Source organism: Paraliobacillus zengyii, assembly GCF_003268595.1.
Lineage (GTDB): Bacteria > Bacillota > Bacilli > Bacillales > Amphibacillaceae > Paraliobacillus_A > Paraliobacillus_A zengyii.
The window spans coordinates 3,048,810-3,067,210 of sequence record NZ_CP029797.1; the positions used below are offsets into that span (position 1 = coordinate 3,048,810).

At 35.3% G+C, this 18,401-nt stretch carries 14 protein-coding genes; 7 read left to right on the top strand and 7 right to left on the bottom strand.

What is annotated here, in order from left to right; translation table 11 throughout:
* Positions 1–6 precede the first annotated feature (6 nt).
* The 4 genes from DM447_RS15230 to DM447_RS15245 all read left to right on the top strand — a co-directional run bounded on the left by DM447_RS15230 (position 7) and on the right by DM447_RS15245 (position 5,307).
* A complete protein-coding gene (locus tag DM447_RS15230; RefSeq protein WP_112182042.1) occupies positions 7–762 on the top strand; it encodes an SDR family NAD(P)-dependent oxidoreductase in 756 nt (251 codons plus the stop codon).
* Positions 763–962: 200 nt separating this feature from the next.
* Entirely contained in the window at positions 963–1,763 is an 801-nt protein-coding gene (locus DM447_RS15235) for a protein kinase domain-containing protein (protein WP_112182043.1), read from the top strand.
* A 501-nt stretch (positions 1,764–2,264) separates the two neighbouring features.
* Positions 2,265–4,451, top strand: a complete 2,187-nt coding sequence (locus DM447_RS15240) for a type IA DNA topoisomerase (RefSeq protein ID WP_112182044.1) — start codon at positions 2,265–2,267, stop codon at positions 4,449–4,451.
* A 58-nt stretch (positions 4,452–4,509) separates the two neighbouring features.
* The gene (locus DM447_RS15245) at positions 4,510–5,307 is read left to right on the top strand and encodes a DUF817 domain-containing protein (RefSeq protein WP_112182045.1); all 798 of its coding nucleotides are present in this window, start codon (positions 4,510–4,512) and stop codon (positions 5,305–5,307) included.
* Positions 5,308–5,468: 161 nt separating this feature from the next.
* On the opposite strand, the gene DM447_RS15250 is transcribed toward DM447_RS15245, so the two are convergent.
* The 6 genes from DM447_RS15250 to DM447_RS15275 all read right to left on the bottom strand — a co-directional run bounded on the left by DM447_RS15250 (position 5,469) and on the right by DM447_RS15275 (position 13,069).
* Complete coding sequence (locus DM447_RS15250; RefSeq protein ID WP_112182046.1) at positions 5,469–6,866, bottom strand: sugar porter family MFS transporter; 1,398 nt, start codon at positions 6,864–6,866, stop codon at positions 5,469–5,471.
* A 229-nt stretch (positions 6,867–7,095) separates the two neighbouring features.
* A complete protein-coding gene (locus DM447_RS15255; RefSeq protein ID WP_112182047.1) occupies positions 7,096–8,664 on the bottom strand; it encodes a response regulator transcription factor in 1,569 nt (522 codons plus the stop codon).
* Between the two features lie 15 nt (positions 8,665–8,679).
* Positions 8,680–10,104, bottom strand: coding sequence for a sensor histidine kinase (locus DM447_RS15260; protein ID WP_112182048.1), 1,425 nt, complete (start codon positions 10,102–10,104; stop codon positions 8,680–8,682).
* Complete coding sequence (locus tag DM447_RS15265; protein WP_232824137.1) at positions 10,101–11,102, bottom strand: sugar-binding protein; 1,002 nt, start codon at positions 11,100–11,102, stop codon at positions 10,101–10,103. Before DM447_RS15265 ends, DM447_RS15260 begins: the two co-directional genes overlap by 4 nt.
* A 134-nt stretch (positions 11,103–11,236) precedes the next feature.
* Complete coding sequence (locus DM447_RS15270; RefSeq protein WP_112182050.1) at positions 11,237–12,211, bottom strand: SIR2 family protein; 975 nt, start codon at positions 12,209–12,211, stop codon at positions 11,237–11,239.
* A gap of 159 nt (positions 12,212–12,370) precedes the next feature.
* Positions 12,371–13,069: an HAD family hydrolase gene (locus tag DM447_RS15275; protein WP_112182051.1), complete on the bottom strand. Its 699-nt coding sequence runs from the start codon at positions 13,067–13,069 to the stop codon at positions 12,371–12,373.
* A gap of 142 nt (positions 13,070–13,211) precedes the next feature.
* Between DM447_RS15275 and DM447_RS15280 the strand changes: the two genes are divergently transcribed.
* From DM447_RS15280 to DM447_RS15290, 3 genes are all read left to right on the top strand, one after another.
* Entirely contained in the window at positions 13,212–14,012 is an 801-nt protein-coding gene (locus DM447_RS15280) for a Cof-type HAD-IIB family hydrolase (protein ID WP_112182052.1), read from the top strand.
* Positions 14,013–14,188: 176 nt separating this feature from the next.
* Positions 14,189–15,715, top strand: coding sequence for an IS1182 family transposase (locus DM447_RS15285; RefSeq protein ID WP_112182053.1), 1,527 nt, complete (start codon positions 14,189–14,191; stop codon positions 15,713–15,715).
* 132 nt (positions 15,716–15,847) lie between these two features.
* Positions 15,848–16,693, top strand: a complete 846-nt coding sequence (locus tag DM447_RS15290; RefSeq protein WP_112182054.1) for a DUF1206 domain-containing protein — start codon at positions 15,848–15,850, stop codon at positions 16,691–16,693.
* Between the two features lie 195 nt (positions 16,694–16,888).
* On the opposite strand, the gene DM447_RS15295 is transcribed toward DM447_RS15290, so the two are convergent.
* Positions 16,889–18,283, bottom strand: a complete 1,395-nt coding sequence (locus tag DM447_RS15295) for a M24 family metallopeptidase (RefSeq protein ID WP_198663192.1) — start codon at positions 18,281–18,283, stop codon at positions 16,889–16,891.
* Positions 18,284–18,401: the final 118 nt, after the last annotated feature.

Genomic DNA, 18,401 nt, shown 5'->3' on the forward strand with positions numbered 1-18,401 from the left:
TTTAAAATGGAAAGTTTAAAAGGACAAGCAATCATCGTAACAGGTGGAGCTAGCGGAATAGGTAAAGAAACTGCTTTAAAGCTAACAGCTAGAGGAGCTAGTGTAGTTATTGCGGACTTTAATGAAGAAGGTGCAAAACAGGTAGTAACAGAAATCGAAGCAACTGGTGGAAAAGTCGCTTCATATAAAGTTGACGTGGCTAACGGGGATGAAATCAAGGCCTTAATTGACTGGACAGTTGAAAAATTCGGAACGTTGAACGGTATATTCAATAACGCTGGAATTGGCCTCGTAAAGCCATTCTTAGAGATGGATCCCGAATCTTATCATAAAGTAATTGATGTTGATCAGCATAGTGTATACTATGGCTTATATTATGGCGCCAAGAAGATGGTTGAACTAGGCGTTAAGGGTACTATTGTTAATACTGCATCTATTTATGGATCACTTGCAGCAGTTGGAAGCTTTAATTATAATGCAGCAAAAGCAGCTGTTGTGATGATGAGTAGATCTGCAGCATTAGAATTAGCAGAATATAACATTCGCGTTGTAGGTGTCGCGCCTGGATTTATTGACACACCAATCATTGGTGATGATGAAGAAACGAAGAAGTTCCTAGCAGAACAACATATGCGCGGTGAATTAATTAAGCCAGATAAAGTAGCGAGTGTTGTATCATTCTTATTTAGTGAAGATGCTAGTGCAATCAACGGACAAACACTACCCGTAGATGATGGCTTCTTAAGCTTTAAAACAAAATAATTAAGTGTTAAAAGAGTAGCTTCGATACGGAGCTACTCTTTTTTTATTAAGTTAGGTGTTTTATGTCAGTACTTATCTTTTGTGACTAAATAGAAACCGTTTTTGTTTCAAGTATTAGTAACCATATTCTTACCCCTAAGTGCGAATAATGAAGTATAATGAAGTAGCAATTATATTTAGAAAACGCGGTGAAAAAGTTGATGAAAGCTTTCGAAATGGTTGGGCAGGGATATAGATTATTAACAGACCGGCGCTATAACCGAGGGGATCTGTTAGCAGACAAATACCAAGTGAAGTTAACATTAGGTATGGGTAGTTATGGGATCACTTATTTATGTGAAAACATAGAAAGTGAACAATTGTGTGTACTAAAACAAATGACTAAAAGTAAAAAAAAGACAATCATGCATGAGCAATACAAGCATGAAACGCAGATACTGGAACAATTGGATCATCCTAATATTCCAATGTTTTATGAACGTTTTATATTTGAAAATAATCACTTTTTCTCTATGGAATATATAAAAGGACGTAATCTAGAAGATATTTTATTTACAGACAAGCTCAAGTTTAAAGAAAGAGAAGCGTTACTATTAATTAGAAACTTATTACAAATTGTTGCCTATGTACACTCGATGGGGATGATTCATGGAGATCTCAGAATACCTAATGTGATTCTACAAAACAATAAAACCTATATGATAGATTTTGGATTAGCCGAATTATTTCAACATACACCAGGAAAAGGTAACTTGAAGAAAAAGACTGACTTACTTAGAGAAGATTATTTTGATATAGGCGATCTGTTGTTGTTTTTACTCTATTCTAATTACAGTTCTAACGTAAAAAAAGGTCGTTCTTGGACGGAAGAATTAACGCTTCATCCAGAAACGACGCATTGTTTAAAGAGATTACTAAGTATCGAACAACCATACTCACATACGGAAGCAGCATTAGATGATATTAATCATACAATAGCTTGTTTAGAAAGTCAGTCTTAACTACTGCTGCTTCCGTGTCCTCTTCTTTTATAACGACTACTCCCTTGATATGGCGAGTGTCTATGATGACCACTACTACTATGACGACTATATTTACGGCGACTCGAACTATGGTTATAGCTTCTATGCTTTCTCTTACTACTGCTACCAGTGTATTGTTTTAATTTTTTAAAGAATTTATCAAACATATTAAAAACTCCCTTCGTTCTACATATGAATACGTCTAATTGGTCAAAAGGTTTCAAAAAAGAAAAATAGTCCCCCTTATAATACCATGAGATTTGGCATGTCGGTGAATAGTACAAAAATAAATCTATGATAGAGCTATTGTGATCCCACCTCCAACTTCAAAGCTGTTTGATGCCTCCATTTCCATCCCGACAAGATTTTCTCTCAATCAAAGAAAATATCGTGTTATAATAAACAAACATATATTAATCGCTTCACCACATTTCCATACCCTCAAACATAAATAAATCCCTTAATGATTGGAGTACAACAATGAAATTATTTATAGCTGAAAAGCCCTCGGTAGCAAAAAATATTGCGGATGCATTAAAAGTAAAAGAGAAAAAAGATGGTTATTTTGATGGCAATGGATATATAATCACTTGGGCTTTCGGTCATTTACTAGAGTTATATGATTCGAAAGATTATGATGAAAAAATGGCACGATGGAAATTGGATAACTTCCCATTTATTCCTCCTGCATTTCAATATAAAGTGAAAAGTAATCCACGAAATCGGAAACAACGTGATGCAGGGGCAGCAAAACAATTGCAAATCATTCATTCCCTTATTAAGCGACAAGATGTTGTTGCAATTGTTTCTGCTTGTGACTTCGATCGAGAAGGCCAACTGATTGGAGATAGTATCATTTACAATAGCAAAACAAAGAAGCAGGTTTACCGTTTACTTTTAAATGAATGGACACCAAAAGAAATACTACGTGGAATGGAGAATCTAAAGCCTAACGAAGAAATGAGGCCATTACTTCATGCAGGTTTAAGCCGGCAATGGACAGATTGGGTGATTGGTATTAATCTGACTTCTGTCGCAACCTTGAAGTTCCAAAAAGGTAGAGGGAAGGTACTTAATATCGGCCGTGTACTGCTACCTACTTTAAAAGTAATCTATGATCGAGATAGTGAGATTGAACAATTTAAACCCGAAGATTATTACAAGTTAAATGCAAATTTTCAGACAGTTGAAACCCAAGTATATCAAGGTACATATATTGAAAAAAATGCTAAATTCAAGGATAAAACACAGTTAGTAGCGGTACAAAAGCAGATAGAAAATCAACCTGCAACGATAACAGATAAACAGGTTGAACAAAAAACAGAATATCCACCATTTTTATTTAATCTATCTAACTTACAAGGTTATATTACAAACAAATATAAAGGTTGGACGTCAGATAAAGTCTTAAAAGTGGCCCAGTCAATCTATGAAAAGAAATTCATTACATATCCAAGAACATCCAGTACTGCTTTAGAAGAGAGCTTAGTTGATAAGACAGCAAAAGTCCTTGAAGCTGTTTCGACCGATTTACCTTATAGAAATGAAATTAAATTTCAAAAGAATAAACGTATATTTAATAATGCAAAAGTAGAGAGTCATAGTGCGATTATACCAACCTATCTGATTCCAAAACGCCTGACAAGCGATGAACAGATTGTCTACACCGTAATTAAAAATCGTTTCATCATGCAATTTATGCCAATTGCAAAATATGAGGAAACAACAATTAAAACAGAAGTAGATAACGTCAACTTAGCAGGGTTCTTTCAAACAAAGGGAAAAGTACAAATTACAGAAGGTTGGAAAAAGGTAGAGCGGATTCAAACAAAGGACGTACTTTTACCTGCCGTAGAAGTAAATATGAAAGTTCAACTATTAGATACAGAACTATCTACCCATGCGACAAAACCTCCCAAAAAGCATACCGAGAGAACGCTTCTCCGTGTTATGGAAACGTGTGGGAAGTCTTATAAAGATGACGATAGTGAAACAAGTGAAGCAATAATGGGAACAATTTTACAAGGATTTAGTATTGGTACCGCGGCAACCCGTGCTGACACAATTAAAAAACTTAAAGATGTCGGTTATATTACAACAGAACAAAAGAACTTAACCTGTACTGCATTAGGAAAAAGATTGGTAGAATCCTTTCCTATCAAACAATTATTTGATCTGGAATTTACAGGTCGGTTAGAGAAATCCTTATTCGATATGGAAAAAAGCAAAATCAGCAAAAATGAATTTCTTAATGAAGTATATGCATTCACCACTAACGCTGTTTCTACTATAAAGGGAACAGAAGCGATAACAATTCGAAATATCCCTGGAAGCGAAAATAATGAAGCAACTTCTAAGGAATCACTTGGAAAGTGCCCTGCATGTGGAAGTCATGTGATCGAAGGCGTAAAAGGTTTCGGATGTAGCAATTGGAAAAACGGTTGTACCTTCGTATTATGGAAGAATGATAAATTCCTAGCAACGATGAAAAAGTGTGTAACCAAAACAATGGCAAAGACGCTGTTAACAAAAGAAGTTGTCCACGTTAAAGGATTAACAAGTAAAAAGGGCAACACATTTAATGCCTTTTTACGCTATCATAAAAATCTCGACAATGACTACTACAGCTGGAAAATGGCTTTTAATGAGAAAGAGTTTATTAATTAAATATGCTATGAAGTAATGTTTCAAAATGGATTATGAAAATAATGGAGGGTAAAATCTCATGCGAGCCTTTAAACAACTTTACCTATTTGGTTGGCAACAAGCATTGTCCTGTATCTTTCCAGTTGTCATTTTTGCTTCACTTGCACTTACCAAGCTAGTTTCACTCCCGCTACTTTCTCGTTATGATTGGTTATTGCTGCTTTGTCTCGTCACACAGGTCTTGATGGTTTATACACGTCTGGAAACGTGGGATGAATTAAAAGTGATTACTATCTTTCATTTAATCGGACTTGCTCTTGAACTATTTAAAGTACATATGGGCTCGTGGTCCTATCCCGGTGAAGGTTACTCTAAATTATTCGGTGTGCCATTATATAGTGGCTTTATGTATGCCAGTGTGGCCAGCTATTTATGTCAGGCATGGCGGAGACTTAATGTTCGCTTAATTAAATGGCCTCCTTTTTTACTTGTTGTTCCACTTGCTGCAGCCATTTATTTAAACTTTTTCACACATCATTTTTGGATTGATACTAGGTGGTTCATATCCGCACTAGTTATTGTTGTCTTCTGGAGAACATGGGTAGTGTTCGAAGTAGGAAGCAGGTTCTACCGTATGCCACTTTCCTTATCTTTTGTATTGATTGGATTTTTTATTTGGATAGCTGAAAACATTGCAACATTTTTCAGTGCTTGGGAATACCCCAACCAAGCAGAAGCCTGGACTCTCGTTCACTTAGGAAAAGTAAGTTCTTGGCTATTGCTTGTTATTGTCAGCTTTTTAATAGTAGCGACGTTAAAACAAGTAAAAAATACACGTTCTACTGGTGAAGGCATAGATAATTCTGCAGGTAATTAATTATAGTAAACTCAAATTTTTCACCAAATAAAATAACCGACCTATTGTTGAATTAACAACTACTAGAGATCGGTTATTTCATCGCCTTATTTACTTTTTTCCTGAATTATTATCCTATTACCAAGCTACATATAGATGAAATTGAAATTACTCATTCACTATTAACGTACACTTGCTATTTTATCTTGGCCATTTTTATTCTTTGGCTTCCAAATCAATGCGATTTCTTCTAGGGATTTATTTTTTGTTTCTGGAACAATTGTCATTACAAATGTAAAGCAGATAACGTTAATTGCTGCGAACATCCAAAATGTAAATGCACCACCCATGCCATTAATTAGCATTGGTGTAAATTGACCAATTGACCAATTCGCTCCCCAAAGAAACATTGTTGCAATTCCAACAGCTTTTCCACGTAAATGGTTTGGAAAAATCTCCGGTATCATAACCCAAGGAATTGGTCCCATGGAAACACAGAAAGCAGCTGTGAAACCTGCAATGAAAATTATCAGTAAAGGACCACTGTTTTCTGGCGTAAAGTAGAACACGCATCCAATTAGCACCATAAAGATCGCCATTAAACTCGAACCGATAGCCATTAATTTTTTTCTTCCTAATCTATCAATTAATAGAATCGCAACTACAGTAAACACAAGTTGTACACTACCAATAATACTTGTCGCCAAAAATTCTGTGTTATTTTCAAAACCAACACTTCGGAAAATATCTGGACCATAGTACGTAACCGCATTCATTCCAATTACTTGATTAAACAAAGCTAGAAATATCCCAACACCCATTGCTGCCCGAAGACCAGGCTTGAATAACTGTTTAACTGAAGTATTCTCTTCCACTTCAATAGAATGCTTTATTTCTTTAGCTTCCTTTATCGCTACTTTTTCTCCATTAATTTTCTTTAATATCTGAAATGCTTCTGTTTCGTTTCCTTTTTTAATTAAGAATCTTGGACTTTCTGGAATAAAAAACAATAGAATCAAGAAAATAATTCCTGGGAAAGTTCCATATCCCAACATCCAACGCCAACCAGTTTCTAGACCCCATTCATAAGTTCCACTATTTGCTACACCAAAATTAATATAAAAAGTAACCGAAATACCTATGATCGTAAACAATTGATAAAGTGAACCTAAACGTCCTCTAATTGCAGGTGGAGCACATTCACTAATGTACGTAACAGATAAAGCAGAAGCAAAGCCAATACCAAATCCACCTAGTATTCTAGCAAAAACAAGCATTGTTACGTTTATAGCAAGTGCAGAACCAAGGGCAGAAACAATAAAGAACACTGCCGAAATGATAAGGATGTTTTTTCTTCCATATTTATCACTTAAAAAGCCTGACATCGCGACACCTAAAACACCACCAATCATTACACATGAAATGACCCAACCTTCCATCGCTGGACTCAAATCATATAAAACTTGTAAATAGCCAATTGCTCCTGAAATTACTGCCGTATCAAAACCGTATAATAAACCACCCATACCAGCAGATGCCGTGATTAAAATTACATACCAAAAAGAATGTTTTTTTACCATGATGATCCCCCTCCATTTTTTTAAGCTAAACCCTACAAATGATTCCGTTTAAATATTTCGTTTTAACTTATATTTAATTTATCAAGAATTCGTTTATTTGTTAGCGCTTTCGTCTGTACATTCTTGTGAAAACCTAGATTATCTTGTGAAACGAAAAAATGAGACAAGTATAAGCTTGTCCCATTCAGGTCGATCACAATGCATTTATATATGAACTAATCGTCTTTTGTTACTGTTGATAGTTAGCTCGATAATAACGTGGGCTCCAACCTGTTTCTTTCTTGAAAACACGGCTAAAATAATTTGGATCTTTGTATCCGATAGTCAGTGCTATTTCTTTTAATGGCATAACACTATCTAACAGCAGAACTTTCGCTTTTTCAAGTCTCGTATTTGTTAAATAGTCTATAAAGGTTATTTGAAAACGTTCTTTAAATAATTTACTTAAGTAATAAGAGCTAAGACCAATCTCTTCGGCCACTTCCTCTAATGATATTTGTTCATGAAAATGAAAATCGATGTAGTCTTTTGCTTGAATTAGCAAGCCTTGAACACCATCTGTACGCCAATTCGAAATTTGCTCAACGATATAAGAAAGATGGGTTTTTGTTGCTTCTTTTATTTGCATCGACGTTTCTAAATGTGTGAAGCTCATCTGGAAATTTTCCATTATCCCAAGCTCTTTCATCGAACGAGTTAATACAATTATAAAATCTTCTAGTGCCTTCTTCATGATTTTCACTTTATAATTAGATGCATCTTGAATTAATTGGTAATAAGAATCAAACCTTTGTAATGTTTCTTGTAGGTCTCCATGTTTAATAGATTCAATTAATGCTTTCTCTACTTTAAATGGAATTAACGCTTGTTGTGTTTGTTTTAATTTAGGACTATAAACCAAATAGGAAGCTTTCTGATGGTGATGAACAAACTCTAAAGCATAACTTGCTTCCTGATATGACTGAGAAAAGTCATTCACATTCGTTATCACTGCACCGACTCCAGCTAGCAGACGAATTTGATCAATTTTATTCTGGGCGGTATGAATGATTGATCGTGCGAATGCTTGTCTCATTTCTAACGTTACATCATGATGGCTATGAAATAAAGTAAAGACAGGTACTTGAAATCCAGTTAATGGTCCAACAAGACAGTGATAGTCATGTTCATCTAGTGATTGTTTCAGTAATCGATACCAGTCACTCTTTTCATCTCGACTCGGTTTTAACGTACTAGAATCAAAAGAAAAAACCGCAACAAAACCTTGGCTCTCTTCTAATTGCAACCATTGATCCCAATCTTTTTCACTAAATTCATGCACATGATTCATCATCAATGAAATGACAAATTCCATTTCCACCACGGAATTAGCTCGTTCAAGACGATGATCGATCTCAACTTTTTTGATTGCTTGCTGTTTTTCACTCTCCAGTTCATTTACCATGCGATCATATGACTCTAAGACATTAGAAACTTTATTTGGCTTCAATAAATACTCTTTTATACCTAACTTCATGGCTTCCTGCGCGTAATTAAATGTGTCGAATGCAGAAACCATAATACACTTTATCTTAGGCATAACAGCTAGAATCTTCTTAATTGCTATAATACCATCAAAAACTGGCATCTTTATATCCATAAAAATCAAGTCAGGCTTATGTTTTAAAGCTAATTCCACCGCTTCTTCACCATTTCCAGCTTCTGTTACAATTTCAAAATTGGAACGATTCTTTTGTAGAATAAGTCCTAATCCTTGTCTTTCTAATGGTTCATCATCCACCAACATTATCTTTATCAAGCTACTTTCCCCCTGTTACTGTTGTTTCTTTAACCAAATCGAAACAGTAGTACCAATTCCTAGTCTCGAAGAAATGGTAACTTCACTATCTTTGTCAAATAATTTAAGTCGATCAATAACATTCCTTAGTCCAATCCCTGTTGAGTGTCCTGATCTTTTTTCGGATAGAACGAGTTCTGGCTCTTCTCTTTCTTCTAATAGGTGATCAATTGTATCTTGGTCCATACCAACACCATTATCGCTAATATTAATTACGACTCTTTCTCCATCTTGATAAATACGCAATTCGATTTTGGCTCCAGCTGCCATCGATTCTATGCCGTGCATAAAAGCATTCTCTACAATTGGCTGGAGGGTTAGACATGGGATAGGTGTCAACAAGCACGTTTGATCAATATGTTGAGTGAACTCCACACGATTTCCAAAACGCGTTTTTTGAATAAAGAAATATTCTTTTACAACTTCCACCTCATCCCTTAGAAATGTATCTCGATCGATATTGCCAATATTATAGCGAAGTAACGCTGAGACGGATGCAATTAAATCATTTGTCCGCTCCGCACCTTCAATAATTGATGTTTTAGATATTGTATTTAGTGTGTTAAAAAGGAAGTGTGGATTAATTTGATTTTGTAGACTTTTTAACTCCATCTCTTTTAATAATTGAGCAAGCCTAGCCTTTTCTTCAATTTCCGCTACAGATTGTCTGATATTTCTTTTCATTTCATTAAATGTTTTAGTTAAAAACCATAGTTCGTCTTTTCTTGAAATGACAACATCCTTTCCAGAAAAGTATCCAGAAGATATTTCTTGTGCCGCCCTTGTTAAGCGATCAATCGTTCTCGTAATACCATTAGAAAACCAAATTGCAAATAAAATACTAAGGACGATAAAAGAAATGAATATCGCAGTGCCCATATTTTTTGTTTGCTGAATTTTTTGATCCTCAAGCTTGTATATACCCTGATAGTTTGATAGTTCATTATTAATAAGATCGAGTGTTTGTGAATGAATGTATGTTGATGTTTTTTCTGCTTCACTTAAATGAATCGAATAATTTTGAATATCCTGATCGTTTACTCCTTGAACTGTCTGATCCGTGTGTTCAATAAAACTTGTGATTATATTCAGATAGTTTTTCTTTGTTATACCTAACATTTCTCTATTCGTAAAAGTCTGTTGTAAGTCGCGTAACTCTTCTTTATCTTGCTTATATGAATCAAGGTTATCTGTTATCGGTTCTTTTACATAAAGTTGTAAAGATTGATACATTTGATCCGTTATGTTGGTGATATCATTTAATAGTAATAAATGATTCGAACTTTCTTCATATAACTCCTTTACTTGTTGATCGTTTTGTTCACGAACAAAAAACAGAACTAAAATGAATAATAAGAGAACAATAAAATAAAGTAATAGCTTCGACCGTATTTTAATCATGGGGTATCGTCCTTTGGTCTTGTCCAATCAGCTAAGTCCACTCTGCGGATAGCGGTTGCATCGGTATGATTGATTTCTTCAATTGATCTATCCTTAATAATATCAAGCATAATTTCAATGCTTCGGTAACCCATTTCATATGGTTGTTGTTCAATAAGTACGTCAATTTCACCGTTTTTCAATAAATCTATATTTTCATCCAGTGTATCAAAACCAATTACATACAAATTACCTTGTAGATTTAAAGAATTTGCTGCTGCAACAATGCCGCTCGCATCAAACGAACTCGTACCGTAAAATGCTGTGATTTCATTATGCTCCGCTAACATGGTATACGCTTTTTCCTCAGCTTCCACGCCTGTGATATTTGATTCATCAATCCCAACAATCCTAATTCCTTCGATTTGATCCACAATATTTTTAAATCCTTCTATTCGAAGTTGGTGATGTACATTATCAAAACTACCCGTAATAATTCCTACAGTTGCTTCTCCATCAGTATCTTTGACTAATGCCTCTCCCGCTAACTGTCCTGCAGCGTAGTTATCAGTACCAATATAAGCAGAACGTAAGCTTGTCGGAGAATCAGTATCAATCGTTATAACAGGAATACCTGCATCCACGGCTTTATTAATCATTGGGGTGAAATCTTCATTCAATGCTTGCACAATAATCCCGTCCACTTTTGATTTAATCGCCATATCAAGAAGTTCCAGTTGTTCCTCTGGATTTGATCGATTTGGTCCATCGTATTCAACAAACACATCGTATATGGACTCTGTCGTTTTTGCTCCATCCCCAACTAAACGCCAATAATCATGATCCATTTCCTCACCGATTAAGGAAAAGTGATAGGTAGGAAGAGATGAAGATGGTCTGGCATTAGTCAATCGCTCATCATAAGTATCCGCTTTCTTATAAAATGAAAAAGAAAAAGCTAGCCCCACAATAAACAATACTAGTAAAAAAATATATAAGTAGGATATGCGTTTCATCATTACCTCCTGGCAGTCAGACATATAAAAAGGAATAATATACCGTCTAATTCTTTCAATTATCGTATCACATTATTGCATTACAAGCACAGGGGTGTTTCAATCTAGTAGATCATAGCAATTACTTTGAATCTTACTTACACTAAATGAGGCGGACCATATTCTCGTGTTTCTCTCACTATATGACGATTCGATTCAATAAAAGCAATCAATTCTTGAATAGCCTCGGAGTTATACGAAGGATTAACAATATAAAAGGAACAACCCTTTGGTAGTTCAGAAATAAAATATTTTATTTCCTTTCTGTCCGGATTTCCAAATGAGTGACCAACTATTACAAATGTATTCACATCAAAGTGTTGCACACAGTTTGAATAGCTCTTAAATAGATCTTGAATCCATGCTCTTTCTTTATGGTAATTTTCCTGCGTCGGTGGTATTAAGTCCGGTTGTAATCTAAAATCATCTACATCATGATAGGAAACTGTTGTCACAAAACCTTTTCTATTTGATTTATGTATTTGATTCCCATTCATTCTTGCACTCCAAGTAGAAGTATTATCTTCAGCCGTCCTTAAATCTGGAGCTATTTCAAAATCAATTGACCCATGTGGCTTGAATAATGGTATGCCGCCTCTTTCATTATTTGTACCAACTCGATGATATCCTGTGATAGGATGTGCTTGCCTAAAAGCATTCTCTAAAATCAAGTCATAATTAAAAGATATCAAACCGATTATATCTTTTCTATATTTCTTCATCCACATTGTCCATGGCCACTGCACTAAATTATATTTATCCATTTCTAATTGAAAAGTCGAATAAGATAGAGCTAGGAATTTCCTTAATTCGGATTCATTCTGCTGGTCATACTTTTTCCAATGGCCAAAATCTAAAAATTCATTCATCGCATCAAAATCAGATTGATTATGAGAGAGAGGCATTAACTTATTCTTGATTGTATCCAGCTTATTAATAAACGGATCAAATTTTATGTTTGGATTATGAAAAGATTTTAATGGTGAGGAGGTATCAAGCTTCAACTGTAAGTAGTGTATCAAATCAACAGATAAACCATTTCCAGCCAAAATAAACATTCTTCTTTTTCTCATAATGATGACTCCTTGTTTTGATTGAGGATATTATATTAGTATCGGAAAAGAACTATTGTCTGTATACATTAAATTAAACTACAGATTGATACAATAAAAAATAGGAATCAGTTTTGGACCGATCCCTAAAGTGAACATTTAAATGTGGCTTTTTCGATTTTACACAAATAATCCTAACAGCTCTTTTGCACTAAACACTTCTTGATCTGGTTTAAACGGAGCATCAACTGGCAATTCTCTTTTGCGATGATTCATCCAGATTGCATGCCATCCAACTTGTTTTGCTCCTAAAACATCTTTTTCAAAAGAGTCCCCGATATATACAGTTTTTGTTCTATCAAGCTGGAGCTTTTCTTCGATAATCTGAAAGACTTCTTTTTTCGGTTTTGCATGACCAAGGGTTCCAGAAATAAAGATATTCTCGACCGGAATCCATTTATTAAGTTTTAACTGCTCAATTTTCCGCTTCTGATGTTGCTCTTCTCCATTTGTTAGGATCGCAAGCTGTTTACCCTGCTTATAAAGCAAATCCAACAGCTCTTCTATTTCCTCAAACATTGCGATGTTTTGTTGTTCATCAACATACGCTTCATGAAAAGCTGCTGCTTTTTTTGTATCTATAGGTATATCAAAATTCTTACAGGCAGCTATAATACGACCCGTTTGCCAATCGAATTCTGATATTTCGCCTGCTTCACTTTGATCAAATAAGATCTCACTATATTTACGACTAACTTTGTATATCTGATCAATCTCTTCATATGTAAATGATCCTTCAAACATCTTTCTGAACGTATGATGAAAGGATAGCGCTTGATCATATAATGTGTCATCCACATCAAAAATTATTGTGTCCATTAGAATAGCCTCCTCAACTTCTTTCTAATATAACACGTATTAATCAGAAAAAATAATCTTGAATTTTTATCATTTCAACCCTTTTTCTTATAAAATCTAGTAGAATTAAAAGAAATGTTGCAAATAGAAAGGATTAAACTAAATGGCCTATAAAATGATAGTACTAGATTTAGATGACACGTTATTGCGCAATGATCAGACAATTTCTAAGCGCACAAAATTAGCTTTGATGAATGCACAAGAAAAAGGGATAAAAGTAGTCCTTGCCTCTGGTCGACCAACGTTTGGCATGAAAAAAATTGCCGAAGAACTTTCTTTAGCGAAATATGGGAGTTATATTCTTTCGTTTAATGGGGGTAAGATAATAAATTGTCATTCTAATGAAGAGTTGTTGAGCAGTACCTTATCTGTAGAAAATATAAAAAGAATTTATGACCTAAGCCGTCGTGAAGATGTTTTTGTCCATACTTATGTAGGTGATGAACTTATTACAGAAGCCGAGAATCCCTATACAACGATAGAAGCTGAACTTACTGGACTACCAATAAAATTAGTACCTAATTTTGTAGACTTTGTTTCTGAACCCGTTGTTAAGATCTTAATGGTGGACGCTCCTGATAAATTAAAGAATGTTGAAAAAAAACTTCAAGCTGAATTAGCAGAAGAATTTAGTGTGATGCGTTCGAAGCCATACTTTCTAGAATTCACGGAAAAAGGTGTAACAAAAGGGACAAGCCTTGACCACTTAATCAAAGCTTGTGGCATTAAACGTGAGGAAGTCATAGCTATCGGTGACAGTTACAATGATCAAGCAATGATTGAATTTGCCGGTCTCGGTGTCGCAATGGGAAATTCCCCAGATGACATCAAAGCAATAGCTGATTACGTAACAGACACAAATATGAACGATGGAGTAGCAAAAGTTGTTGATAAATTTATTTAAAGGGAAGCAGGGGACGGTTCGGGACCAGTGAAAAAGTCTACGACTTTAACTCAATTATTCAAATTCACTAAAATTTAATAAAATCTACCAAATTTTTGCGATATTTCAACGAGAAAAAATCCCCTGAATGGTATAATTAGTATGACCAAATACCAAACCATTAGGGGTTTTTTTCTATGCTTCGACTAGAGCCAAAACAATTAAGTCTTCACTCTATATTATATAGTAAAATACCAGAAAATCATATACTTAAGATCATTTCAACTGTAGTAGATTTTAGCTTTATCAATAAATTACTAGAGAACAGTTATTGTAAGCAATTTGGACGACCGGCGAAAGAGCCGGAATTGATGTGCAAACTCCTTTTTCTGCAACATCTCTATAATTTATCTGACGAGAAAGTTATCGAAGAAGCCGGTTTGAATTTAGCTTACATGTACTTTATCGGTATTAATCCTGAGGACGATCTTCCAGATAAAAGTCTGCTTTCGAAGTTTAGAACACAGCGTTTAGTAGAAGGCTCGCTTGACGAGATGATTACGGAAATTGTTAGGCAATGTGTAGATAAAGGCATCATTGAGGGGAAAAGTGTAAGTATAGATGCCACACACATGGAAGCCAACACAATAAAGAAAACACCAGAGCGTCTAATGAAACATTTAGGTAAAAAAATTATTCAGACCTACGAAGAAGAAACAGAAAAACCATTAGAAAATGTGCCATCGGCACCTAACTATAAAGAAATTGAGGACCACAACGAAGCAAAAACTGTGATGAAGACTTATTTGGAAACAGTGATTGATCAAGCAGAAGAAAAGACTTCTGAGAAAGAATCAAAAACGTCAGAAATTATTCAAAAAACAAAAGATATTCTTACTGATCCTAAATTTATGCATCAAAAAGGGGTCCGTTCTCTCATTGATGAAGATGCACGAGTTGGTCGTAAAAGTAAAACCCAAGGTTTTTATGGTTATAAAACGGAGTTTGTCATGACAACAGATGAACGAATTATTACATCTGTTCGAACCGCGAATGGTGCTTATATGGATGGAAGTTATGCCAAAGAAATGTTGGAAGAAACAAAGCGATCTGGTGTGAAGGTGGAAGAAGTCTACGGTGACAAAGCCTATTTCAGAAAGGCAATTCTGAATGTTATAGAAGAAACAATGGCGAAGGCATATATACCAGTAAGTCACTCCGTTTACAGAATAGACGAAAGCGAATATACCTATAATAAAGATTCGGATGAATGGTATTGTAGTCAAGGCAATACGACTGTAGACAAAAAACGTTACATTTCAAACAGAAAGGATGGAAAAAGAGAAGGCTATAAATATTATTTTGAGCTCAATCAATGTAAAACTTGTCCGTTTCATGACCTGTGTACACAAAAGCGTGCAAGAAGAATTCTAACTATTGGGTTGAACACAACAGATTACTATGAGATGTCTCAATATCAGAAGACAGAAGAGTTCAAGGAAAAATATAAAAAAAGGGCTTCAATTGAAGGTAAAAATGCGGAGCTTAAAAGATTTCACGGCCTATCCAGAGCCAGGGGGTATGGTCTATTAAGTGTGTCCATACAATCAAAATTAGCTGCAATCGCAGTTAATATGATGAGGATATCAGCAATAGTGTCCTCTTCATATTCATCTGTTTTAATAAAAAAGTACATTTTTAGAGTTTCATGGTCATTCAGATAAAGATTTATTAAGAAACATAGAAAAAAACGCTAGTTTTTCACTGGTCCCGAACCGTCCCCTGCTTCATTGGTTTCTTTTTTAATAAGAAAGGGAATGTTAATATGAAACACTATTATAGGAAGAAGGTGACTTATGGAAATAACAAACTCTAGCAAGACATCAACAGAACAAGCTAAAGAAGAATTGAAGCCCTGGATTAGACGCCTTGCAAGAATCGGATATATGGCAAAAGGTTTGGTGTTTGTGATGGTTGGTATATTAACGTTTATGGCAGCGATTGGAGTTGGTGGCAACACATCAGGTACACAAGGAATGTTTAGATCTTTAGCTGGAATGCCTTTTGGTGAAATATTACTCTGGCTAATTGTTATTGGGTTATTATTATATGAAATGTGGTTACTCATTAAAGTTATTGAAGATCCACAAAATAAAGGAAAGGGATTGAAAGGACTTTTTTCACGAGGAGCAAGTTTGGTAATTGCCATTATATATGGCGGACTTATTTATAGTGCTTTTAAAATAGCTATAAATGCAGGAAGTAGTGGTGGTAATACCGAGAAAACAATAACCGCTAAGTTATTATCACAACCTTTGGGACAATGGATCATAGTAGCAATTGGAGTAATTATCATTGGTTATGGACTATTAGAGCTTTACAAGGGAGTTACTACAAAGTTCATCAAAAGATTTCACACAGAGGATATGAGCTCGCATGAATATAAAATTGCTAAGAATGCCGGGAGATTAGGTCTAGCTTCACGAGGAATTGTGTTCTTTATGATTGGTTTTTTATTTATTAAAACAGCGTGGACTTCTAATTCCGATCAAGTAAAAGGACTAGATGGTGTCCTATCAGAATTATCTCAAGAGCCTTACGGACAGTTAATGCTTGCAATAACTGCAATGGGGCTATTCTTATATGGTGTTTACCAAATTGCGAGGGGTAGATATCAACATATGGGCTTAGGAAAATACTGATGAAGCAGGAGACTGTTCGGAACCAGTGAAAAAGTAGTTATTTTTAAAAACGGTCTATTTTTGGTGTATATAAATGTCTCATCACACGACAAACGTGGCTTAGAAGCGATTCTATGGCCACGTTTTTTAATTATATTTTTTACTTTGAGAAAGTTGGACTTTATCATCGGTCCCGAACCGTCCCCTGCCTCCAACTTAATTAACTTTGAATGCATATTTTTTATTCAATAAAAACGGTCGGTAATAACCATTTATAGTAGACAATGGAAGAACTTCTGGCTTAAGACGAATACCTAGCGTCTTAATCATATAATCTCGACGTGCTTGTATTCTTCGCCATACATCTGGATAATTTTCTGCAATTTGCTTTCTTAATCCTTCATTAGCTATAGCTATACCATCTTCTGCATTTGCTCCACCATATCCAGGAACACTCGGGATGATATCAACCTGGAACAGCATGCCACTCGAAACAGCAATATCTGACCCAGGGTACATTGGTGATGACATCCACTCTTCTCCAGCCGTTAAGTGACCGGGATTTAATTTCCAACCATAAACCGATTTAGGAAGAACAGATTCAATTACCTCATACATATCTGAACCAGTCATACCAATTTCAATATTTTCATACCAGGCAACATTAGCTGCAAAGTATGGTCGAGCTACTGCTTCCAGATAATCTGAGACATCTTCTGGTAATTCTTCTGCAGATGTAACCACGTAGCCAGAACGATTAGTAAGCCCACCTTTGAAACCAAGTGTTGATGAAAATTTATCACCAATACTAACCTTTTTAGCTCTTGGTGCTACAACAGCATTAGTAAAACGATCACCTGTTGCACAGATTGTCTGGACATTATTTGGTTGTCCGTAAGCTGCCAATTCATCAGCTAGCTCCATTTCAGTCATACCCGGTTCTAGCTTGTCCAGCATTTTCATCATACGTGAAGAGGCTAAGGATGCTCCAAATTCATAATGTGCGATTTCATTAGCATTCATATTGACTCGAGCTCCTGTACCGGGATGAATAAAAAGTGAGGTTGCGTTGTACACATGTCCTGCTTCCCCAACAAGTTTTTTAACAGCTTCTACAATAAAATATGGTGTATCAAACAGCTGCTCATTTTCATCCATTTCACTTGTAAACATCTTCCACCCAGCTATACCTATTTTCATACCCTTTTCAATGCCAGCAGATTGAATTAATTCTGAGAATGTCTTACTATTTCCCATAGGTTGATTTGGTAAAGAGAAATGAGGAATAGCAATTGCCTCTACAGGAATTCGACTATATTGTTGCATGCGAAGCGATTCATTTCCTAATAACATATATGTCTTTCCGCTTTGATGCAAAACCAAGACAGCTTCTTCAAACCTCGGTTCAAATCCTGCGAGATAACCAAAGTTAGTACCATGTTCTCGATCTGCATAAACTAAAAGAACATCCATCATTTTCTCTTTCATACGCTCTAACACTTTTTCTTTATGAAGTTGCATGGTTTCATCCGTTAGATCAACTGGTTGGGTTGCACTTTCTATTATAGGAGCCGATACCTCTTCATACTTAATCTTCTCTTTATAGTTCATCATAAGGCGTCCTTTCCATTCATTCTCTGATGTTTTGATTCATCTCACGAACTATGTTCATTTGTGGATATTCATTCTTGAATGCCATAATAAAACTCATCACCTGTAAAATGACACA